Raw genomic sequence first — 24250 nt, 5'->3', positions numbered from 1 at the left:
TTTAGGGCCTGTAATACGCGTTTGTGTACATTGTAGTAGTAATAATTTTCTGGAGCAGAATAATCTTCTCCCTCACCATAGCCATTTAGATTTGGGTAGTTATCTGTACAGCAATCTTGGCCATGAACTTGTATATCTAAACTTACATAGCCATGTCGTGCGTGTTCGAGAGGGCGAGGACGAGCAGCGAAGCCAGCTCCTGGAAGAATGAGCATAGCGGGGAAGGGGCCTTCGCCTTGGGGCTTTGCGAGCCAACCATAAACGCGACCATTGTCGGGGCCTGCGAAACTTACTTTTTGGGAATCTACTGTGGGATGAGTAATGCCATCAGGATCGTAGGATTCAGGAAGAGCAGAATAAGCGAGGTTATATTTGTTGATGGCTTGTTCATCAAAGGTCTCGAGCTCGGATTCATAGCGTGCATCTAGATCAACTTGATCGATTTCTTCTTTGGCTTTTTGCCAAAACTCTTTAAAATCAGCTGGTCTGGAGTCGTAGAGAAACATCTCATCAGCTTTGTAAGCAAAGGTCGTTGAGCTTTTTTCAAACTCACCGTTACCTAAGTCAACATTTACTTTGAGATCATAAAAACCAGGATACAAATCTTTGGTGTTGATGTCTACAGCATAACGATTGCTGAGCTTAGCTTCAGCTTTGCCTTCTTGAAAAGCTGTACTAAAACCATTCCTGTGCAAAGACCAGATGGAGCTCACTGATTTGAGGTCGACTTGCCACATGAGGCTGAAGTCACTTTCGAAGTGAAAGTCTTCACTCTGTAGGCTGAAAAATGAGATGACTGGATTCACGGGTGGCGAACATTTTGTTCCGTGAGGTGTTGCTAGATTTAAATTCAACTTGATCTCCTTGGGATTCTAGGATCTGAAACATTAACTTATAACCTATAGTAACCTTATATTCTCCTTGTATCAAATAGATTTCATAGAAAATAACATAATAATTACAAGTTGTAAGAGATGTTGAAATTTGTTAATAACTTATTATTAACCTAATATAACTACATAGTGATAGAGGCCAGATGTCAGGACTTGACAGACAAGCTGCGCAGGATTCATTAAGTAGAATTATTTTGGTTAATTCATTATATAATCGGGAGTGTTCCGGTGTGCTGCTTAGTTTTCTTGTGTTTAGTTCACTAATTTCAATTGTAAAAGCTTAATCGAATTTAGGGCCGATGAGCTCGAAGAGGTGATTGCAGATGCCGAGGACCGTGTCGATACCGTTCGAAATTCAATTTTCTCTCAAGTCCCAATTTTTTATACTTAATTACCAAGCGTTTTCTACTCTAGACCAGCCGTCACTCATTACTTCTTTAGATATAGTACCATTCCTGACCAGTCACGTAGCTTAGAAAGTTTGAGTTGTGCGTTGATTACTTTGACTTCATTTGTCTGATCGCTGAACTGATCATGGACTGTAAATTCTTGAGGTATGGGTAATTCAATTGAATGTATAGAAAATTATCTAATATGCCTAATAGGTGAGTAGTAGAATAATTAAAATGAACTAAGCCTCTATAAAAAACTTACTCAGGTGTAAAGGTGCGATCGGGGGTCTCTCGCAAGTCTTTTGGTGAGTGATTATAGAGTTTTTTGAATTGTTGACTGAAGTAACTGGGGTTTTCGAAACCGCAGGACCAGGCGACCTCAGAGATGCTAAGTTGGGTGGATTGGAGTTGTTCTCTGGCGGCTTCTAAGCGGATTCGTCGAATATATTTACTGAGGTGTTCTTTACTTTCCTTATTAAATAAATGGGAGAGATAATCCGGATTACATTCTACGAGAGAAGCTAGCTTAGGGATGTTTAGCGAGGCATTGGAATACATAGTTCTAACGAGCTTTTTGACTTGCTCAACTTTAGCGTTGCCCAGATCTTTTTGGGGTTTTGAGTGGGTAATGATATCGAGAATACTGCTTAGTATAAAATTTTGCTGACTCATTTTGAGTGAGCTTGAGTAGGTGCTTTGATTGCGCTCTTGCTCTATGTAGTTATATACCATGGAATTGAGGAGACTGTGTTTTTTATAATTATATAAACGTATATTATTTGGACAGAAGCGATCATCGCTAAAATGCAGTTGCATGATGTTGGGGTAAAGCATAATGACAAAATGTTTGAAATGATCCTCGCCAAATTTGCTCTCTTTGTGAGAGAGCTGTGCAGGCACAATCATAATGTCGCCACTCTGCATGAGAATTTTACTATCCGGAAAACTAAATTCATTTGAACCAGATAATTGAATAAAAACCTCGTGATGACAATGGAACTCAGTTCCAGGAATCCTTTGCAGAAGTTTAGTTTCCAGCGGGACCTTAATTTTTAGTTCACCCTGGTTAACTTTTTGAATGGACATGCTAAGTAGTTGCACAATGTCCTCGTAATCACTATCTATCATAAATCTAAGAATATTTATATTTTACTAAGAATTATCATAGGATAACACTCTTGAAAGTTTTGTCTAATCGCATTAAAATACGTAAAGGTTAAAATAAGTTATAAGAGGATTTTAGTTTATGTATTTTAATAAATACCCTTATCGTTCAAATTTTGAATACCCACAAAATATCAATTTAAAAAAGACTGATTCAGGCGAAATATCAGCAGATTTTAAGGTCGTAGACTTTCAGCCAGATAATGATGAACCCATGCAAGAGATGTCGGTTCAAATGCACTGTACTCAACATGAGGGAGATGTTTACCACCTTCAGTTTAGTAGTAAAAAATGGCCTAAGAATTATTCACAGTCAGATTTAAACTTACCTAAGCAAATAAATACTCAGGAAGGGTCAACAGAGCTTGAATTAAATGATGATTTTTCTTTTTCACTCAAGGATGAGCAAGGACAGCTTCTTTTAAAAAGTGTTGAGAATCATGCTTTTGGCGTGAGCGGTAAATCATCAATCTTTCAATTTGAGCGCAATCCAGGTGATCAGTTTTATGGCATGGGTGAAAAAATGCTCGGTCTTGAGTTATCTAATGTTTCAACCAAGTTTTGGAATGTGGATGTATGGGCTGATAATGATCCAATGGTTTTTACTAATGGCCGTCCTGATCCCATGTACGTTTCCGTTCCGTATATTATTATTAAACGTGAAAATTCTTATATAGGTATATTAATCGACAACCCCTTCGCGACTTATATAATGACCAATGGTAAGGTCAATGTTGCAGGGCAGATGGATGCTACAGCTAAGTCCCATGAAGCGATTATGATGGGAGCTGAACACGGCCAACCCAACTTGATCATCATCAATGGGCCGAGCTTGGCTGAACTCACGCAAAAATTACAAAAAATTGTCGGAGTTACTCCTATGCCTCCTGCTTGGGCACTGGGTTACCAACAATGCCGCTGGGGTTACGAGTCTTTTGCTGACCTTCAGTACCTCAACGCCAGTATGGATCGGTTCGATATTCCTTGTGATGGTTTGTGGTTGGATATTGAATACATGCGTGGTTACCGAGTATTTACTTTCGAAGAAGAAAAGAATTTTCCTGACCTGAAGAATAATATAGCTGAAGTCCAAAAAAGTGGCCGACGCGTGGTTCCGATTATCGACCCAGGGGTGAAGAAAGAAGAGGGCTACGATATCTGTGAATCAGGTCTAAAAGAAGATATTTATTGTAAGAATCCCCAAGGCCAAGACTTTACGGGTTTGGTGTGGCCTGGCGAAACTTTATTTCCCGATTACTCAACCGAAAAAGGTCGCAAATGGTGGGCTGATCATGTTGAGAGCTTTGCCAAAGATTATGGTATAACTGGCGCATGGTTAGATATGAATGACCCGGCAACGGGTGATGCTTGTTGTGTGGATATGCTGTTTAATGGTGGTAAGGATAGTCACTACACCTACCACAATCAGTATGGCATGGGCATGTCGCGAGCTAGTCGTGATGGTTTTCAAGCTGCATACCCAGAGGATCGTCCTTTCCTCTTGTCACGCAGTGGCTTTACGGGGTCCAGCAAGTATGCAGCTATTTGGACAGGAGATAATGTCTCTAACTACCATTACCTCAAGGGAAGTATTGCCTGTAGTTTAAATCTGGCTTTATCAGGGATTCCATTCAATGGACCAGATGCCGGTGGCTTTGGTGGTGATACAACAGCTCAAATCATGAAGGATTGGTTTAAGGCAGGCTTCTTGTTTCCATTCTTTAGAAACCACAGCATAAAAGGTAGTGAACATCAGGAACCTTGGGTCTTTGATTCAGAAACTCGTGAAGTGTTGATTCACTACATTCGCATGCGCTATAAACTTCGCCCTTATTTATACAATCTCTTTGTCCAGCAAGAAGCCAGCGGTGAAGCTATTTTAAGACCGCTTTTTTATGATTTTGCGGATAGCGCAGAATTACCTCTCTCAACCATTGACGATCAATTCATGGTTGGACCCTACATTATGCAGGCTCCTTTTGTCGAAGAGGATCAAGAGATTAGAAAAGTTGTTCTTCCCGATGCTCAATGGTATTGCTTAGCTGAAGCACAGTGGTGTGAAGGTGCCGAAGAAGTGACTGTAATTAAAGATGACAAGACTTCGCCTATCTATATTCGCGAGGGCGCCATCCTTCCGATGTCAACAGTTGCTGATGGCGATCATACTTTCGTTTCCAATGACGTGGAGTTTCACCTCTTTAATAAAGTGGATTCTGAACTCAAAGCTGAATACACCTACACTTTTGACGATGGACAAACTTATGCTTATAAGAAGGGTGAAAGATCCCAAGTTAAAGTGAGTTCATACGCCGAAGGAAAAACACTTTTTATCGAGACGGAATTATTAGCAGATGGCTATGGCGACATCGCCGCTAGTTTTGTACTCTACGATCAATTTGAGAAGATTTACCTCAATGGTGAAGTGTTGAGTACGGCTAAGCATGACTTTACTTTTGCCGGCAAAAACTTAGAACTTTTAAAAACTTAAATTATCCTCTTAACTGGGGGGGGGTGGATTGCTAAAAATATATTTTAAGCTGATGAATAATTTTTAAATACAGCACTTATGTTCAGTTCTAATCATGAAAGCTCAATATGGGGCGATGAACATACAAGTCCGCGGTCATCGTAGACATTCAAAAATACAACTGTAGTCATATCTGGTATTTCAACCGATACCGTATTATTATTAATCTCAGCCTCCATAACATTAAACTTGCGATCCTGCCACATACCTGTTGCCCGAGTAAAAAGTATCTCTGCACGTATCAACGGCCGCGCGGACTCAAAACTAGCTTTGATGACCCAATTCTGGACTTTGTATGAAATCACTTGTGCCAAAGGAGTGCAATCTCTGAAAAGAGAATCGGTAAATGTTTGAATTTCTTCAGGCGCCCATCCAGCCTCGTGACCATGTTCCATTTCATGAATAAGGACAAGATCTGTAGTCCCCGGTACTGAGTTATACGATTTTTGAAAACTGTCTAAGGGATAGGCAAAGTCGTTGGTTCCAGTCACCCACAATGTCGGCATATTGCTATTCGGAAGATAATGCATTGGATCCCATTGCTTACGCCAAAGGAGCATTTCAGCTTCACTTGCTCCTTCATATTTTTGGTCTTTCCAAGTAGAGTTATCTGTAATAAATCCACAACCGTAAACCTGGATTGCCGCCGAATAACGGAAGTCGATCCCCATGATAAGCGAAGTAAGGTACCCGCCCCATGATATTCCAGAGACTCCGATACGCTTAGGATCTACTCCAGGCTGAGTAGCCAACAGAGTATGAGCTCTGAGTAAGGCTGTAACAGCGTGGTACTGCCATTGATCTTCTAAAGGATCACTCATTTGATGAAAAGAATTATGCCATCCTTCAGGACCAGAAAACTCATCTCTTAAATGAGGACTAGAATGATGCGCTGTAGGGTCAGGTCGTGATCCGCAAGTATCAATGGCTATCGCCGCATATCCCCGTTGATTCCAGAGACGAACCCATTGTTCAAAGGCTGTTCCACCACCGCCGTGAATTAGAACCATTGCAGGACAGTTTTGCCCCTCTTTTAAGTAGGGCATTCCCATATAGGAAAATACTCTAGTTTCTTTCCCTTTATAGGGCTCGTTAGTAAAATACAATGCCTCAACACCAGGTCGTGAATATTCACTTGCAGGAATTATCTCAGGTATTTGAGAGTATGCATCTAAGGGGAAATTAACGGGTAATGTCATAACTGGGGTCCATTTTTTAGTGTTGTAATAAAAAGACAATGAGGGGTATAGTCGGTTGAAAGTTATAAATAAACTGATTCTTTGTTATAATTAAACTCTTTGAGCTATAGAGCTTATTCATTATTTATGGGTATAAGTAAAAAACCTATAAGGCTTCATCGGGGAGTTGAAATCTGCTTGGAAGTTTTAATAAGGTCCTCGATAAGGACTTTGATATTACGAAAAATATTGGGGTGTTCTAATGTTTCTTTGCGGTGACCGGGGATAAAGGTGTGAATAATACCATCCCAGGGTGATTTATGAGTGAGGACTTGGGGGGCCGTTCCTTCATCGGTACTAATGGTCATGAGAACTTCCGTTGGGCAAACTTCTTGCAAGCCCATATATATTTCATCTTCATGTGAAATCTCTACTTCTTTGAGTTGAGTCATCAAGGGGTGCCTTGAGTCCGTCTTTAAAAGTTTGTAGGGGCGAACTGGATGAAAAGAAGCTTCTATGCCCTCTGGGTCGTTGGGACGGACCCAGCGGTATCCGACTATTTTTCTCCACCAAGACCACTCAGAAAAAGCAGCGCTTGAACCATGTAACAAAAGCATGGGCTTGCCACTTTGAAGGTATTTTTTAATCTCTGCCTCTGCGTTTTTATTTGGATGCGCTATATCACAGGTGCCACCAATGAGGTTGAGAATGAGCAAATCACAATCATCCGCAAAGGACTCCATTGCAGACCAGTCATCTTCGTAGAATTTTATCTTGTCATCATCAACGATTTGCTTGTATAGACTTAAACCTGGATGGGCTTGATAATGATTATCGGCAAAAAAGTAAATCATAACTAAGCTTTCTCCCCAATAGTTTTTGGGTCAACCTGGTAAAGAGTTTTTTCATTTTTTAGGTAACGTTTAAAGTCGGCAATCACAAAATCCGCCATTCGCACTACTTCATTGCCTAAACTACCAGCAATATGACCCGTTAGTTTAATATTATCATACTGATATAAGGGAGAATTTTCATTGGGTGGTTCTTCGCAGGTGACATCTAAAAGGGCATACAAATCTGTACGCTTTGATAGTGCTTCAACTAAGCCGTCTTCACAGACCTGTGCACCTCTGCCAGTGTTGATGAAAGTTGCCCCATTGCGCATACTGCTAAAATGTTTTGCAGTAATCATTTTTTGAGTTGCAGGAATGTTTGGTAAGTGGTTAGATACTACATAAGCACGTTTAAAAACTTCCTCTAGAGTACATATTTCGACGCCCAATTCTTGGGCTGATTGCTTGTCTAAACATGGGTCCACAACCAGAATGTTTACATCAAAGTTTTTTAATAAGTTTATTAAGACACGACCTATTTCACCAGCACCGATGATGCCCACACTTTCATTAAAAATACCGGGTGCTTTGTATAGGTAGGCATCCTTGTGACTCTTAGTTTTGTGAATCAGCTCGTTATCCTGAAAATAATTCTTTAAACAAAGTAAAATTTGGCCAAGGGCAAATTGAGCGACAGGTACAGCATTGGCCTTTGGGGCGCTAAAGATTTTTATCTGATGTTTAAATAATTGATCACAGAAGTCTTTGACTGATCCCGCAGCATAAAAAACGGCTTCTAAGTTTGGTAGTTGGGCAAGTTGTTCATCAGTAAACAAGGGGGGACCCCAAGTCGAAAAAACATATTTCACCTCACTTAATTCCCGACTATGTTTAGCAAGATCTTCGGTTTTTATGACTTCTGGATATAAATCACTGAGCTTACTAATAGTCTCCCGACGATCGGGAGTAAAAATCCTATTGATTTGCACAGGGGTGCCAATTAATAAACTTTCGTACATGTTTAGTTAAGAGCCTTTAACCAGGCTTCAGCCATGATTTTGTGACCAGCAATTGAGGGGTGAACACCATCGGGTGCCCAGTGATCTGCAGGAGCCTTTTTCATGGCTTCATCAAAAACTGATTGAAAGGGAACAAAAACAGTTTGGTAATCTTCGGCAATTTGTTTGACGATGGCACGGCGTTCGTCCAATACCTCGAACCATTCGTTAGTAATGTGACCACAGGGTAGGGCAAAGGGCTCACAGAGAATAAGTTTTATATCGGGATTTTCTTCTTTGGTCCAATCCAATAACATGCGGTAAAATTGATCGAAACGTTTTGCATCCACACCATTTTGGCTGCTAAATTCATGCCAAATATCGTTGATGCCAATGAGCAGGCTAAGTACATCGGGTTTTAAATTTAGGCAATCGCGTTTCCAGCGAGCATAGAGGTCGACAATACGATGACCAGAAACACCGCGATTAAAAATCTTATATTCTTTGTCTGATTCACTAGCTAGAAGTTCACCTGCTAAAAGATTGGCATAGCCCATGCCAAGTTGTTCGTTGTGAGCGGGGTTTTCTTTATTGCGATGACAATCAGTTATAGAGTCGCCTTGAAAGAGTATAGTTGAATCTTTTTTAAACATATTATTTCCTTGATTTATTAAACCATTCATCGATGCCTAAGAGTACCATATTGATACACCATGAGTGGCTAAAGCCCATGAAAGTTCCCTTTTGAACATGAGCTAAGCCGGGGTTCCAGCTGGCAAATATCGACCAGTCACAGATATAAAACTGTTCAGTTAGCATGCCTCTTTGGCCGTTCCACTGACCTGGCTCGCGACAAAGAAGCTGAAGTAAGAAGCAAAGATGATCCTTGGCACGCATGGCATAATGGGGGTCGTTTAATACTTCTGATAGTTTATACATATCGGAGATGCAGTTCACTTCATAACCGTGGAGATGGTTGTTGTGATTGCTGGCATAGTCGCCACCATTTGTTCTAAAATCAGCTTGAGTGAGCATGTTGTAGGGACTGAATTGAACGTTGTAAGCTTTGCGCCAAGTGAGCATATAGTCGGCAGCAATTTTCCAAGTTTTTAGCCATTTTTCACCGTCTAGATCATAGAGTCTACTATAAGCTAATACAGCATTGCCGGCATCTTCACTTGTTGGCGAGTTGCCCACGTCTTCCGGAGCACCGCACACCCACCAATCGTGAACCTTCTCTTGGTAAGCTGCACCAGCTCGACGAACACTATTTAAGAGAATTTGATTAAAATCTTGATCAGCACACCATTTTGTGACTTCTAACATGGCTGGAACCCATAGCAGGCCACCATCGCCATCAAAGCTGTAAGCCTCACCAGTTTCAGCCGAATAAATCTGTGGATGACGTCCATCTTCTCTTTGAACTTTTAGAACTGCTTTAAGAACTTTAATACAAGTTTTTTTCCAGGATTTTATTTGCGGAATTTGTCCATCTAAGAGATTAATAATACGGGCTAAATGCCAAAGTGCGTCGGCTTCGGTTCTAGCGTGGAGTTGCCCCTCTGGCAACCAGCATGAGGTGTAGCCATCTTGCTCAGGACCATTTTCATATTCACCATTTTGATTGCGTCCTTTTCCTGGGTGATATGAGGTATAGAAGAGACCACATGGTGCAAAGGCCTTTGTGGCTAGGCGATCCGTGTAGTTAATGAGGTCCTGTGACCAAGGATCACACAAAGAGATTTTTTGACGTTTGATACGACTGAGTAAACCATAAGCAATAGGGAAGCCACCAACAAAACCCAATGAGTCAAAGTGCCAGCACAGAGTTGTTCCCTTGTTATAGTTAGCATTGAACTCAACCGAGCGATCCATTGCTGCCGTGTAGATGAAATAAGCTGGTCGCCCATCTTCAGCTTCTTCTTGCCAATGCCAATCCTTTAAACCATCGTTTGCGATCTCTGCGTATTCTTCTGGTTCAATAACAAAATCTGCTGGTAGGTTATGAGGTCTAATTTCTTCTTCGACTTGGCGTTGAATTTGTGCAAAGTCATAACGTTGCCCTTCTAATTCATGCCATTGTAAATCAATACTAAAGCTACCGCCGGGCTCGAGCTCTAAATAGGGGAGTCGTTCATCAGTTAAAGGACTACGGACATGACGGGTAGGGCCTTCGACAGCAGGAATATTGACTTGTAGTTTAACAAGATCTTTTTGCCAAGAAAAACCAAAGCCTACTTGGGCTTCTTTGTCTTGGGCTCCTCTGAGCACCCCTTGTGTTAATTGATAGTGGGTATCGCTTTGCCAAATATACCATTTATTACCATTGTGAACACCAGCCATAGGTAAAGCCATACGTTCTAGGGCAAAGGACCAATGATTTTGTTGCCAAATATCTTTTGGATCGGGATCTAGGCATATCTGTGGATAAACCTTGATCAGATCTTGACGTCCAAGCCCTGAGAAAATGCCAGGAAGCATAAACCAAGGTGAAGTAATATTAAGTTCTTTTACTAGCGAAACCCTTCCAGAAAAGCCATCTTTCCCTGCTTTTGCAAAGAGTCTAATTTTTTTATTGGCTAGCTTTTGTAAGTCTACTTCAAGGGAGCCTGCAATAGTATCTATAAAATAATTCATGTATGCTTAGTCTTTAATAAAAATCACAATATAACTTATAATAACCTTATAGGTGGCGCTTTCAATCTACTTTTTTAAGTAAATTCTAAATACTAAAGATCTAATACACTTGCTTAGCTTAATAAAATAACTATCTTAATAACTAATTATAACTAGATTAAAAGATATATCATGAAAATTACAGCTCTCAAAAAACAGGGCAATCAACCCATGTATAAGCAGGTAGTTAACTGGTTTGAAGATCAGCTACGCTGCGGTGGCGTTCAACCAGGAGATAAGCTTCCATCCACAGATGAACTGGCAAAAAAAATGGGTGTGGGGCGGAAGATTATCCAGCAAAGTTTTGAAGAGCTATCGGCTCGCGGTTACCTGGATAGGGCGCCTGGCATGGGGACTTTTATTTCACCACATGTAAAAAGCAATACTATTTGTGTTGTGATGAATGAAGAATACCTGACTCAGAGAAATTTTGGTTACATGCGTTTAGTCTGTGCTGCCATGAATAAAATTGCACAAAATTATGAAGCGGAAGTTACCTACACTATTGTTAACAACAATGATATAGAAAAGACCAAGCGAGATATCGAGGCTCTAGCTGATAGCGGACGAATTCGCGCCGTATTGAAATGGGATAGTAAACTTGAATTAAAAAAATCTATCCCAACTTATAGTTTTTCTTTAAATACTGAGACTGTGCTACAAGATTCTATTCCTTATCGTGCGCTTTCGTACCTTATAGCACGTTCATGTAAGAAGATCCTCGTTATTGAAAACAGTAAAACGACTAATCTTGCCCAGCGATGTAAAGAGTCTATTTTGGAAGATTATTCCGCGGATTTAAAAATTGATTTAGAAGCTGCGAATAACGCTATAGGGCAAGAGCTCGATTTGCGTGAAAAACTACAGACTTGGCTCAAGAGAGAAAAATACGACGCTATTATTTCACTCGACGATAACTTGACTCGCAACATCATTCTCTTTCTTTATGAAATGGGAATCAAAATCCCCGATGATATCTACCTCCTGAGTCACGCCAATAAGAATAGCCCAATTGTCTGCCCAGTAGAATTAACTTTACTGGAAAATGATCCCGATTATTTAGCTGCAGAAACCATTAAAAATATTGTGGCATCATGGCGTGGTGAAGATTACCAAGTCCAAAAATACAAAGCAAAACTCATCATCGGCAAATCCTGCGGCGAATAAAATTTATAATGCTTTTATTAATGATCAGGCATCTTTATTGAGTTTTGCAACCTTTTTTTGAACATAAAAAAGCACTTACATTTCTGTAAGTGCTTGATTATCAAAGTCGGAACGACAGGATTTGAACCTGCGACACCATGTCCCCCAGACAATCATCTAAGCAGGAAACTGCTCCCTTTTTGGGTGGTTTTGCAACCTTTTTTTTGCTGTTTTCCATCAATAATATACCTCTACTCAATGCTCTCTTAGAAGCTTGAATTGTTGATACTTTTTATGATTTTTTTGAAATGTCTTTTTGGAGTTTTAGTGGACGTATAAGTATGGAGACGATAAAAAATCAAATGTGGATCATTAATGGTCTCATTTGTTGCGTCATTTGAAATTGATTTTTAAAAATCAAAGATTTATCAACAATGAAAAAATATTATTTCAGCTGTCCTGATGTTTGCGGGAAGCGTATTTGCATCAACGCTTGCGGATAAAGATACTGATAAAGACGGTAAGCTCTCTGTAGAAGAGTTTGCAGTTGATAAGAAAAAGTTAAAGAAAAAGTTTACTAAATTGGATGCTGACAAAGATGGCTTCCTCAATGAAAAGGAATTTGTCAAAAGTATGAAGATGAAAGGGGAAAAAGAGAAGTAGAAATTTGTTTTTTTAGTTTTCATATTTGTTTTGACAGAGGCCACTCCGATTTGGGTGGCTTTTTTTGTCCTCAAAAGAAAAAAGAATGAAGCTGAACCAGATGGTTACTAATTTCTTTCAGGTAATTTGACTTATACAATTTCAAGAGCTATTTACGATGAAGTGGAAGGTAACCTTGAACGAAACGTAACGATTGAATGTAAGGTTGTGCGGGGTGATCGTATAGTAGCCATTAGAAAAATGAATTAAGCTTTATGATCTGAGCTAATTTCATTTTGAAGCCTGATTGTGGTTTTAGCAGTCAGGCTTTTTCATTTTGTGAATGAGCAAAAGATTTTTTATGCAACTGTCTTTTATATGTACTGTCTTACGTATAGGTCCAACAAGAATAATATTTTTCAAATTGGAGCATTAAAATTTATGATTAAGCAATTCAATAAGACAAGGAGCAAAGCTCGTAGTTTGTTCAGCTACTTTTTCAAACAGACCTATATATCAATACTTGTCTTTGGGACGCTCAGCAGTACTCAGGCAGCTTCACCAGAATACTGGGAAACTCATAAGGTAGCTCAGGAAAATCGTGAGCCTATGCGTGCTTATGCACACCAATATAAATCAGAGAAAGATGCTTTAACAGGTGATTTTGAGAATGCTGATTTACAGCTTCTAAATGGTACATGGAAATTCAAATGGAATAAGTTTTGGGAAGAGAGTCCCAAAGAGTTTTATAAGGAGAATTTCGATGTTTCATCTTGGGATGATATTGAGGTGCCCTCAAATTGGCAGATGAAAGGTTATGGTAAGCCCCTTTATGCACGAGTGGGCTATAATGATTTCGATAAAGACAAATTCCCGGCTGTTGATACGCCTCACGGCCGTCCCTGTGCTGCTTATAAACGTTCATTTACTTATAATTCAGATTGGGATGGCAAGCAGGTTTTTGTCCATTTCGATGGTGTTGAATCAGCTTTTCAGTTGTGGGTAAATGGAAAATATGTGGGGTATTCTGAGGACTCAAAAAGCCCCGCTGAATTTAATCTGACAACATTTTTAAAAGCGGGTGAAAACTCAATTGCCTTGAGGGTATTTCGCTTTTGTGATGGAAGCTGGTTGGAAGATACAGATGGCTTCAATATGAGTGGTATTTTTCGTGATGTTTGGTTGTTTGCTACTCCAGAGGTGGCAATTCGTGATTTTTTCCTCAAATCAGATTTAGATCAGCAATACCAAAATGCGGATTTTAGTGCCGATATTAAAGTGAAGAATTACTCAAATAATAAATCTTCGGAAAGAGAAATAATTTGTAGCATTGCTGGGCTGATCCTTACGGCTAAGGTACCTGCACTTAAGGCAGGCGAAGAAAAGAAAATTCATTTAAAAACATTCGTGAAGGCCCCCCGAAAGTGGTCAGCAGAAGCACCCAATCTTTATACCGTACTTCTAAGATTAAAAGAAGATGGTAAAACAAAGCAAATTACTTCAACTGAATTTGGTTTTAGAAAACTAGAGATCAATGATCGTACTTTGATGCTTAATGGGCAACCTTATCTCCAGAAAGGGGTTAATCGTGTAGAACATGATCCAGTGAATGGGCATTACATCACTAAAGAACGCTTGGAACAAGAATTGATTCTCATGAAAAAAGCGAATATTAATGCGATCCGTACAGCACATTTTCCCAATAATTCTGAGTTCTACGTTTTGTGTAATCGTTATGGTTTTTATGTACAGGATGAGGCCAATATGGAAAGCTCTGAAAAGCGTACCCAGGATCCGTCTTGGAGAGCAGTCCACGAGGAGCGTATTAGTCGTATGATTGAACGTGACAAAAATCACCCTTGTGTGATTACCTGGTCAATGGGTAACGAAGCTCATCCACACGAAAATATGGCGGCAATGCATCGAGTTTCAAAGCGAATGGATGACACGCGACCAACGGCTTATCATTACCAGCAGGAGCCAGCTCCTTATGATATTATTGCTGGTGGTTCTCATAAAGGTGGGAAAGGTCGTTATTTTGATCACAATACTTGGGTAGAGCTCGGTAAGCAGGGCGTTAAAAAACCATATGTTCGTACAGAGGGTATGCACGCTGGCGGTAATTCACTTGGCAATTTTAAAGAAACTGTGGAAGTGATGGAGAAGTCTCCGTATATCAGTGGTCTTCATATTTGGGATTGGGTTAATCAAGGGATTTTAATTAAAGATGAAAAGGGTGAATACATTGGCTATGGCGGTGACTTTGGTGAAATCAATAGTGGCCTGACTGGGTGTTTCGATGGTATCATGCTTTCGGATCTGTCTGACTTTGGCGAATGGACTGAGCTCGCCTATTGTTATCAAAATGCTGATTTTGAATGGAGTGATTCCGGTAAAAAATCGATTAAAATTATTAATAAAAACTATTTTGTATCACTCAATAGTTTTGCAGGAAGCTGGGAGCTGTTAAAAGATGGTGTCGTAGTAAAAAGTGGTGATTTCAAAGTCCCGGATGTGGCTCCAATGACTTCTGCAATAATAGCAAGTCCAGTAGATCTATCGAATTGTTCTAATAAAAATGAATGGTTAATAAATATTTACCTCAATAACAAATCAGACCTTGTTTGGGCAAAAGCTGGTTACCCTGTGGCTAAAGAACAATTGATTGTAAGCAAATTTAAGTTTCCTACTGAAAAGACGTCCCATTCAAGTGGGATCAAAGCCGTGAAAAATGGCAATAAAACAACTTTCAGTGGGGATTCATTTAGTGTATCGCTCAATCATGCAACAGGGCTATTAGAGAACTATCAATTTAATGAGAAAGTACTTCTTGAAAAAGGCCCAAAATTAAATTTTTGGCGTCCGCCGACATGTAACGATGCAGGAAGTCGTGAAAAGTTAAACTTGAATAAATACGAGGGGATTTGGAGAAGTCGAGCGGGTTTAGACAAGCTTGAACACAAATTGATTTCCCTTGAAATTGAAGAGACAAAAATTACGGCTAAACATGAGATCTCGGGTAATAATAATGGCAGATTTATAACAAAAAGTGTAATGATAATTACTAAGGATGGACAAATTTCTTTTGATTATGATATCAAGCCTGAGGGGAATAAAAAATTCATGAATATTCCTTCGCTTCCAAAGATTGGAACGCAATGTGAACTTCCAAAATCTATCGATAACATGACCTGGTATGGAAAAGGTCCTTATCACAATTATACCGACCGTTCACGTAGCTCATTTATCGGTACTTTTAGCAAAACTGTAGATGAGATGTATATCAATTATCCTTATCCTCAGGAGTATGGCAACCGCACTGAAATTCGTTGGGTGAGTATGACAGATAAGAATGGTCTTGGGATCAAAGTGAATGGATCAGTTCCCCTTGAAACCAGTGTACGTAATTATTCCGATGAAAATATCGAGAATGCAAAACACACATACGAGCTTAAAAAAGCAAATGTCAATTTCTTCAATATTGACTACGCTCAGTGTGGTGTGGGTAATGATAGTTGTGGATCCAATCCTCCATTACCTGAATACCGTTTAAAAAATGAGCCTACTAAATTTTCTTTTACTATTAGCCCAATTAAGTAATTATTTATTCTTTTATAATTAGGTAAAATTTGATGAAATTTAAAAATATTATAGTTATCTTTGGTGTTTGTTTATTGAGCTTAACTCTCACAGCAGATAAGAAGTCATCAAAAAAGAAATTTAAGCTAGATCCGCAAGTTGAAAAGCTATATGAAAACTTGAGCGTTGACTCTATGCCCTATCGTTTGCTACGTCCCTTAAACTTTGATGACAATAAAAAATACCCAGTTATAATTTCTTTGCATGGGGCAGGTGAGCGCGGTAAGGACAATAAAAAGCAGCTCAAAGCTTGGCCCGCACAACTGACTGAGGATATAATACGCAAAGATTTCCCCTGTTATGTTGTGGCTCCTCAATCCAATAGTCATTGGGAGATTGATCGCTTTGAAAAAGTTAAAAATGTTATTCAGGAGCTTCCCGCTGTCGATAAGGAGAGAATCTATATCATGGGTCACTCAATGGGTGGACATGGCACCTTTTTGTGGATTCAGCACGATCCAAAATACTTTGCAGCTGCAGCGCCTTGTGCGGGGAGCGGTCGCAAGGGACGTGAATTTGTGAAGCCAGAACTGATTAAAGACCTTCCTCTCTGGGTTCTACATGGAGATAAAGATAATATTGTTCCCTATGAGATGTCAAAAAAGTTGTTGATTACTATGAAAAAATTAAATGGCAATATGAAGCTCACGACATGGCTTGGAGCCAAGCATGGTGTCGCGCAAAAAATTATTCCCGGGGATAAGTCTGCCATTACAGAGATGGCCTCTGACCGTTGTGATCCTGAACCCGACTTCTTGACCTGGATGTTTAAACAGTCACGATAATGACTTTAGCTTTTTTGTATTTAATGATTGATAAATGAGTGAAAAGCTATGGTCTGACTGTCTCAAGGGACCGAATCGTTTCGTACTAGTCATAAATACGGGAAACTTATGAGTATGCAGCTCTAAACTGTTGCTTTGACTCATGAAGTTTAAATGACTTCTATACTAAGATTCAAAGGTTTTTATTATGAGATTTATAAGCAGATTAAACACGTTTTTTTTCATACTTACAATGAGCTTAGCTGTGAATGCGGCTCAATACCTCGCCTCCGAAAATGGGGTTAAGGCAGATGGTGTAAGTAATAATGCATTGATCCTTCAGGGCTTGATTGATCGATGCGCATCGGAGGGAGGTGGAACAGTAGTTATAGACAAGGGTGTAGTTGTGTCTGGGGCAATTACATTGAAGAGTTATGTAACTTTGGAGATCGCAAAAGATGCGGTTCTACAAAATACCGGAGATAGGGAAGATTATCCCTATGTACCTGTAGATTTTTTATCCTATTACCCAGAGCGAAGAGCGATGATTTATGCTCAAAATCAGAAGCATGTCGCGGTAGTAGGCAAGGGGACAATAGAAGGGCGATCGGATAAGTTTAAGGCGCGCTCCTCTGAGTCGGCGAGGGTTTCTCTTATTCGTTTTGATGGCTGTGAAAACGTACTTATTAAAGACATCACATTGCAAAATGCCTCGATGTGGACGCAGCATTATTATCGTTGTGATAAAGTAAATGTATCGGGTATCACAGTTAAGAATTATATGAAAAATGATGATGGGCTCAATATCGATGGTTGCCATGATGTGAAGATTGATAATTGCGATATCAGGTCACATGATGATGCGATAACCTTAAAGACTTGTTCACGACGGGCAAACAAAAATATATTAGTGACTAATTGTCGCCTGAATTCTGTAAAATCAGCCTTCAAGTTTGGAACTGAAAGCCATGCAGGCTTCATCAATGTTACAGCACGAAATCTCAAGATTACTGGAGGTCGTGATGCCATCGCTTTATTTAGTGTTGATGGGGCCAAGATCGAAAATATCCTTATAGAAGAGATAGAAATTAAGGGTACGAAATGCCCCCTAATTGTTTACCTCGGTGAGCGTTTACGTGAAATAAAGGGAGATACTCAAGCAAGAATAGTCGGCTCGGTCAATAACCTAACAATACGTAATATAAAGGCTAGCGGAGCTGAGAGACCAATTATACTTTCTGGCATAGAAGGACATATCATTGAGAACATCAATCTCGAAGACCTAGACCTTCAATTCAATAAAGCGGCGATTTCAAAAAAGAGTAAGAGAAAGAAATCCAAAAAATCAAATGATAAAGCACTCTCAGCTTATGAGTTGAAAATTGATACCAAGGGCTACCCCTCAAGTAGTTTATTTGGCGAGCTCAATGCCTGGGGTACGTTGATTCGCTACGCAAAAAATGTGCAACTCAAGAATATCCATTTTTCTCAGGATCAGGGGATAAACAAACATGTCATGTTTATTGAAAAGGCGCAAAATATTCTTGTGAATAAATCAAATGTGGAGAGTTCTGAAAAGACGATTCCTTGGGTTATGGCCAAGGATGTTGAATCAGTAAAAGTAGAACTTAATTGGCCGAAAGACGCCATTTGGTTAAAGTCACAAGGTGATGAATCTAAAGGTCTTCATCTTGTTACAGAGTTTTAGGCTCAAAGAAGTGGATTCGAAGGGGGCTTGCAAAAGCCGCGGATATGAATTCTTCAAAAAAGTAAGTTCACTCAATCAATCTGTATTTACCCGCTCAGCATAAGTCAGCGGGCTTGGACAAAAGGGAAAAATCCTATGAAAAAAAATCAATCCTATTTTGTCGTGGGTTTATTATTGGGGGCGCTAATTGCCAGTAGCGCCTTTGCCATGTTCCTGCGCATGCAAAAACAAGATGCCCTAAATGACGCCTTAGCCGGTAAGGGTAATAGCGCAAAAATCACCCTTAAACTCGGTCATAGCCTGGATGTGAACCACCCCGTGCATCAAGCCATGAAACACATGAAAAAACGCCTGGCCGAATTATCCGGAGGTAGCGTGGATGTGGACATTTACCCCAGTAGTGTTCTGGGCAATGAAACCCAATGCCTGGAACAACTCCAAAACGGCTCCCTAGCCATGACTAAAACGGCAGCAGCAGCGATTGAAAACTTTATCCCCGAAATGCAGGTCTTTAGCTTACCTTATGTCTTTAAGAGCCGTGATCATTACTGGAATGTGCTCAATGGCGAAGTCGGCCAGGAGCTACTCCAAAAAGGTGAATCCAAATACTTGCGCGGGCTCTGTTATTACGATGGTGGCAGTCGCAATTTTTATACTAAAGAAAAAGCTATTCAGAGTCCCGATGATTTAAAGGGCGTCAAAATCCGCGTGCAAAATAATGCCACTGCCATTGCCATGGTCAAAGCCATGGGTGGCTCACCCACGCCCATCGCCTGGGGTGAGCTCTACTCGGCCTTAGCCCAGGGAACCGTGGATGGCGCCGAAAACAATTTACCCAGCTTTACTACTAACAAACACTACGAGATCTGTAAACACTTTTCTTTGGACGGCCACAGTCGCGTTCCCGACATCCTCTTAATGAGTAGCAAAGTTTGGGAAAAGCTTCCCCCGCAAGTACAAAAATGGGTTCAGCAAGCCGCCGATGAATCCCGTGAATTCCAGAAAGATCTTTGGACTCAAAAAACTTTAGAAGCCCTGGAAGAAGCTAAGAAACATGGTGTCACCATCTACGACGTCGATGTCCAGGCCTTTGCCGCCAAAGTAGCTCCCATGCTCGAACAAGTCGAAAACCCCAAAGTCAAAGACTTGCTCCACAGAATTAATGAGGTGGACTAAATGATTGCCTTCATTGTCAAAGGAAAATCTTTCCTAGTTAAGATTCTAGAACTCATGCTCATTTTCTCGGTGGGCGCCTTAGTACTGGACGTGGTTTGGGGCGTTTTTACGCGCTATGTCATGGGCGAACAAGCCAAGTGGACCGAGGAACTGGCAAGGTTTTTATTGGTTTGGGTATCGCTCTTGGGCGGTGCTTTGGCCTTCGGTACCAAGGGACACCTTGGTGTCGATTATTTTGTGGGCAAACTTCATTGCGATGCCCGCAAATTAATGACCCTCATTTCCCATTTTGTCGTACTTCTTTTTTCTGTCTCCATCTTCCTTTACGGTGGATCTTACATTGTCGCTGAATCCTTAAAACTCGAGCAAATGACCCCTGCACTCGGCTGGAAAATGGGCTACGTTTATTTGGCCTTGCCGATCTCGGGTTTCTTCATGCTTTTATTCACCCTGGAAAATATCTACGAGACCATGGTCACGCCTGCAGAGCAGCTGCATGAAGCTGACGGTGAGGAGCTCAACTAATGGAAATGACCGCTTTTATTTTAGTGACGGTTTTTGCACTGCTCTTAATTATGAATGTGCCCATTGCCGTTTCCATTGCTCTCGCAAGTTTTGCCGCCATCCTAGTTGAGGGCTCCGACCCCTCTATCGTTTTGGCTGGAAAAATGGTTAGTGGTGTAAATTCCTTTGCCTTGCTCGCCATCCCCTTCTTTGTCTTCTCGGGTCACCTCATGGGCAAGGGAGGCATGGCTCGGCGACTCATTGATTTTGCGGGCACGCTCGTGGGCTTCCTCCCCGGTGGCTTGGCTTATGTGAACACGCTCACCTGCATGCTCTTTGGCTCCATCTCAGGATCAGCTTCCGCCGCAGTGTCATCGGTGGGGGGCTTCATGATTCCCGAGATGAATCGCAAAGGCTACAATCGCGAATTCAACGTAGCGGTGACCACCACCGCGGCCACCACCGGTCTGATGATCCCCCCCAGTAATATCATGATCGTCTACTCCGTTGCGGCGGGTTCGGTTTCCATTGCCGCCATGTTTATGGCGGGAATACTGCCAGGCGTTTTAACTGGCCTCTTTATTATGCTGGTCTGTGGCTACTTCGCTCTAAAAAAGAAATACAAAGCCGAGCCGCGCTCATCTATCAAGGAAATCCTCGTGGCTTTTAAGCAGGCCTTTTTGAGTTTGTTTTTAATCGTCATTGTCATTGGCGGTATTCTCAAAGGCATCTTCACTGCAACTGAAGCCGCCGCTTTTGCCGTGGTTTATGCCTTTATTTTATCAGTTGTCATTTACCGCGAGATCAAGCTCAGGCAGATGCCGCAAATCATGCTGGAAACCGGCGTAACTACGGCGATTGTCATGCTGCTCATTGGTGCCAGCACGGGCATGAGCTGGATCATGACCATGGCCAATATCCCCCAAACAGTTAGCGCGGCGCTCATTGCTCTATCCGATAATCCCATTGTCATCTTACTGACCATAAATTTACTGCTGCTGATTGTGGGCACTTTCATGGATATGACTCCCGCGGTATTGATCTTCACCCCGATCTTTCTTCCCGTGGTTACAGCTCTAGGCATGCACGAAGTTCAGTTCGGCATCATGCTCATCGTCAATTTGTGTATCGGACTTTGTACTCCGCCCGTCGGGACCTGCCTTTTTATTGGTTGCGGAGTTGGCAAAACCTCAATAGCCAAAGTCTCGCCCATTATGATCCCCTTCTTTATTGCGATGATCGCAGCTTTGCTCTGCGTCACCTACATCGAGTCCATCACCCTGTGGCTCCCACGCTTACTCAACTTAGTTGATTAGCCCCCTCACATCTTAATTTACAAGGATACTTAAGTATGAATTCATTTATTCACGCTGACTTCTGCCTAGAGACAGAAGTCGCTCAAAATCTTTATCACAACTATGCGGCTAATCAGCCCATTATTGATTATCACTGCCACTTATCACCCCAGGAAATTGCCGAGGATAAATGCTGGGATAATATCACCCAGGTTTGGCTCTATGGCGATCACTACAAATGGCGTGCCATGCGCAGTAACGGCGTTTCGGAAAGACTCTGTACGGGCGACGCCTCAGATCGCGAAAAATTCAGTGCCTGGGCTGCCACCGTGCCTGCAACTCTGCGCAATCCGCTTTATCACTGGACGCATTTGGAGCTCAAGAAATACTTTGGCTATGAAAAACTGCTTTCACCCAAAACTGAAGATGAGGTATGGAACCTAAGTTTAGAACGCATGTCAGAAGAGAGCTTTTCGGCCCGTGGACTCATGAAAAGCAGCGGGGTTGAACTCGTCTGTACAACTGACGACCCCATTGATTCCCTAGAGCATCACATCGCCATTAAAAATGATCCGACTTTTGATATCCAAGTCCTTCCAACTTGGCGACCAGACAAGGGCATGGCCGTGGAAAATGCCGGCGAGTTTAATCAATGGCTCGATGCTTTAGCTCAGCGCTCCAATATCGACATCACCAACTTTGATTCCTACATGACCGCCCTCAATAAGCAGCACGACTTCTTCCATCAGGTGGGCTGCCGCCTTTCGGATCATGGCATAGAAACCGCTTATGCCCTGGATTATACTGACCAGGAAATCAAAATGATTTTCGATGAAATTCGCAGTGGCAAAGAACTCTCTGAACTCAAAATCTTAAAGTTTAAATCCGCCATGCTCTATCACTTTGGGGTCATGGATGCCGCAAAGGGCTGGACTCAGCAGTATCACCTTGGAGCTATTCGCAACAATAATTCACGTCTCTTCAAAAGCCTCGGGCCAGACACCGGCTTTGACTCCATCGGCGACTTTGATTTGGCTCGCCCTTTGGCTAAACTACTAGATCGCCTGGACTCCAATAATCAGCTCGCAAAAACAATTCTCTATAACCTCAACCCACGAGATAATGAAGTTCTAGCTACCATGATCGGCAACTTTCAGGACGGCAGCGTAGCAGGCAAAATGCAATTGGGATCCGGTTGGTGGTTCCTGGATCAAATGGAGGGCATGACGCGTCAAATCGAAGCCCTCTCTCAATTGGGGCTACTCTCGCGCTTTGTGGGCATGCTCACTGACTCGCGCTCCTTCCTGAGCTACACCCGTCACGACTACTTCCGTCGCATCCTCTGCAATATCCTTGGCAATGATGTCAAAAGAGGGCTGCTCCCAAACGATACCGATTTATTGGGTTCTATGGTGAGGGATATTAGTTACAATAATGCTGAAAACTATTTTGGTTTTGATCTGTAGTTGAGGATGACCTTGTAATTCATATCTTAATTTTTTTCATACTAATCAATAAAAATAACATAATAATAAATTTTAGCTGTCTTATATTAGTTTAATGTTACGAATCAGTACATAAGCCGGGGGAGGCATTTTTGAAACTTAATTAAGTGAGTACTGATGAAATATTTTATGATCATAATTATATTTTTGACAAATTTCGTGATCGCCACCGAGTTGGAATTTATAGATAGTAATGGATCGAAAGTTGATAAAGATTTAATTCCTGACCTTCTCGTAACTGAATATGTAAAAGATAAATGTAAGCTTGTCTCTGAAGGGCGTGTACAGAGAAGTTGGTCATCTTATGGTAGGTGTCAGGAAGTATGGCAGACTGAAGACTACACGATTGTATGTGGATCTTTGGGTATTTGGAAATACGACAGTAGCAATACGAGAAAAATCTTTTTTGAGCCTAAGATGCGCCCATTGGAAATTCATTCCTGTCAGCCTCTGGATGACGGGGGATTACTTGTGGCGGCAAACAAAACTCTTTTGGAATTAAGTTCAGAAGGCAAGATACGTAAATTGATTAAGATTCCTTATTTAAGGAGTCAGAAAAGACTTCAAATGAAGACTGCGCGGAAGTTAGATGATGGTGGTTATATCATTTCTGGGGCTGCCCAAAATAAAGTTTATATGCTAAATAAAAAAGGCATGGTGACTCGAATAATTGATTTATATAAACTACTAACTCCCGGTAAGGTCCGAAAAATTCATGCTGTTAAACTACTGTCAAATGGTCATGTTTTAATGAGTACAGCCAACAGTGGAAGCTTAATTGAAATTGATCAAAATGATAAAATAGTTTGGTCATTGAGCAGTGATGATGTACCTGCTTTGGGCTTGGAGTTTGTGGGAGGTTTTGAAATTAAAGGTAACGGCAATGTCATTGTAGCAGCTTACAACAGTGCTTATCCGATTTTTGAAATTGACAGAGATAAAAATATCATTTGGAAGTTGAGAAGAAATAAAGATCAGGGAATAGATCGACCTACTAGTTTGTCTCTAATTGATGAAAATATGAGTCAAGGATTAGTGTCGAACTGAGTGTCATCTTCAAAAATTTCATAATTTTTTTTATTGAGGTGTCTTTTTATATCTTTATCTATCGCATTTTTTTATAAATATTTAGAGGGGATGTCTTCTTTCAGTTTAATTGAGTTTTTTTGGTGATTGCGAACCAAGCAAGTTTACTTATGCCGATCTTAAA

18 protein-coding genes are annotated in these 24250 nt (G+C 40.9%); 11 read left to right on the top strand and 7 right to left on the bottom strand.

The annotated features are described in order from the left end of the window. On the bottom strand, window positions 1-854 hold an 854-nt coding region (locus LNTAR_RS18410; RefSeq protein ID WP_007280263.1), incomplete at its 3' end, for an acetylxylan esterase. Between the two features lie 689 nt (window positions 855-1543). Then, window positions 1544-2413, bottom strand: a complete 870-nt coding sequence (locus LNTAR_RS18405; protein ID WP_083800084.1) for an AraC family transcriptional regulator — start codon at window positions 2411-2413, stop codon at window positions 1544-1546. 118 nt (window positions 2414-2531) lie between these two features. On the opposite strand from LNTAR_RS18405, the gene LNTAR_RS18400 reads away from it, so the two are divergent. Then, on the top strand, window positions 2532-4937 hold the full coding sequence (locus LNTAR_RS18400; RefSeq protein WP_007280261.1) for a glycoside hydrolase family 31 protein: 2406 nt from the start codon (window positions 2532-2534) through the stop codon (window positions 4935-4937). A 92-nt stretch (window positions 4938-5029) separates the two neighbouring features. Here LNTAR_RS18400 and LNTAR_RS18395 read toward each other — a convergent pair whose 3' ends face one another. From LNTAR_RS18395 to LNTAR_RS18375, 5 genes are all read right to left on the bottom strand, one after another. After that, the gene (locus LNTAR_RS18395; RefSeq protein ID WP_007280260.1) at window positions 5030-6175 is read right to left on the bottom strand and encodes an alpha/beta hydrolase family protein; all 1146 of its coding nucleotides are present in this window, start codon (window positions 6173-6175) and stop codon (window positions 5030-5032) included. A 155-nt stretch (window positions 6176-6330) separates the two neighbouring features. After that, complete coding sequence (locus tag LNTAR_RS18390; protein WP_007280259.1) at window positions 6331-7008, bottom strand: ThuA domain-containing protein; 678 nt, start codon at window positions 7006-7008, stop codon at window positions 6331-6333. 2 nt (window positions 7009-7010) lie between these two features. After that, window positions 7011-8006 carry a hydroxyacid dehydrogenase gene (locus LNTAR_RS18385; RefSeq protein ID WP_007280258.1) on the bottom strand — a complete coding sequence of 332 codons (996 nt, stop codon included), beginning with the start codon at window positions 8004-8006 and terminating at the stop codon, window positions 7011-7013. Window positions 8007-8008: 2 nt separating this feature from the next. Further along, a complete protein-coding gene (locus tag LNTAR_RS18380; RefSeq protein WP_007280257.1) occupies window positions 8009-8638 on the bottom strand; it encodes an SGNH/GDSL hydrolase family protein in 630 nt (209 codons plus the stop codon). Between the two features lies 1 nt (window position 8639). Beyond that, the gene (locus LNTAR_RS18375) at window positions 8640-10622 is read right to left on the bottom strand and encodes a hypothetical protein (RefSeq protein WP_007280256.1); all 1983 of its coding nucleotides are present in this window, start codon (window positions 10620-10622) and stop codon (window positions 8640-8642) included. 171 nt (window positions 10623-10793) lie between these two features. Here LNTAR_RS18375 and LNTAR_RS18370 point away from each other — a divergent pair, with 171 nt between their 5' ends. From LNTAR_RS18370 to LNTAR_RS18325, 10 genes are all read left to right on the top strand, one after another. Next, window positions 10794-11828, top strand: coding sequence for a GntR family transcriptional regulator (locus tag LNTAR_RS18370; RefSeq protein WP_007280255.1), 1035 nt, complete (start codon window positions 10794-10796; stop codon window positions 11826-11828). A 441-nt stretch (window positions 11829-12269) separates the two neighbouring features. Beyond that, window positions 12270-12470 (top strand): EF-hand domain-containing protein, encoded by a 201-nt coding sequence (locus LNTAR_RS18365; RefSeq protein WP_007280254.1) that lies wholly within the window; start codon window positions 12270-12272, stop codon window positions 12468-12470. Between the two features lie 420 nt (window positions 12471-12890). Continuing rightward, window positions 12891-16049, top strand: coding sequence for a beta-galactosidase small subunit-related protein (locus tag LNTAR_RS18360; protein ID WP_007280253.1), 3159 nt, complete (start codon window positions 12891-12893; stop codon window positions 16047-16049). Between the two features lie 32 nt (window positions 16050-16081). After that, window positions 16082-16873 carry a carboxylesterase family protein gene (locus LNTAR_RS18355; protein WP_007280252.1) on the top strand — a complete coding sequence of 264 codons (792 nt, stop codon included), beginning with the start codon at window positions 16082-16084 and terminating at the stop codon, window positions 16871-16873. Window positions 16874-17105: 232 nt separating this feature from the next. Beyond that, a complete protein-coding gene (locus LNTAR_RS18350) occupies window positions 17106-18560 on the top strand; it encodes a glycoside hydrolase family 28 protein (RefSeq protein WP_007280251.1) in 1455 nt (484 codons plus the stop codon). Window positions 18561-18695: 135 nt separating this feature from the next. After that, on the top strand, window positions 18696-19736 hold the full coding sequence (locus tag LNTAR_RS18345; RefSeq protein WP_007280250.1) for a TRAP transporter substrate-binding protein: 1041 nt from the start codon (window positions 18696-18698) through the stop codon (window positions 19734-19736). After that, the gene (locus tag LNTAR_RS18340; protein WP_007280249.1) at window positions 19737-20261 is read left to right on the top strand and encodes a TRAP transporter small permease; all 525 of its coding nucleotides are present in this window, start codon (window positions 19737-19739) and stop codon (window positions 20259-20261) included. Then, window positions 20261-21556 (top strand): TRAP transporter large permease, encoded by a 1296-nt coding sequence (locus tag LNTAR_RS18335; RefSeq protein ID WP_007280248.1) that lies wholly within the window; start codon window positions 20261-20263, stop codon window positions 21554-21556. The genes LNTAR_RS18340 and LNTAR_RS18335 overlap by 1 nt, the downstream gene beginning before the upstream one ends. 35 nt (window positions 21557-21591) lie before the next feature. After that, complete coding sequence (gene uxaC / locus LNTAR_RS18330) at window positions 21592-23001, top strand: glucuronate isomerase (RefSeq protein ID WP_007280247.1); 1410 nt, start codon at window positions 21592-21594, stop codon at window positions 22999-23001. Window positions 23002-23157: 156 nt separating this feature from the next. Then, on the top strand, window positions 23158-24087 hold the full coding sequence (locus LNTAR_RS18325) for a hypothetical protein (RefSeq protein WP_007280246.1): 930 nt from the start codon (window positions 23158-23160) through the stop codon (window positions 24085-24087). The last annotated feature ends 163 nt before the right edge of the window (window positions 24088-24250 follow it).

Source organism: Lentisphaera araneosa HTCC2155, assembly GCF_000170755.1.
Lineage (GTDB): Bacteria > Verrucomicrobiota > Lentisphaeria > Lentisphaerales > Lentisphaeraceae > Lentisphaera > Lentisphaera araneosa.
Note: the sequence above shows the minus strand (reverse complement) of the source record. Positions and strands in the feature narration are given on the sequence as shown.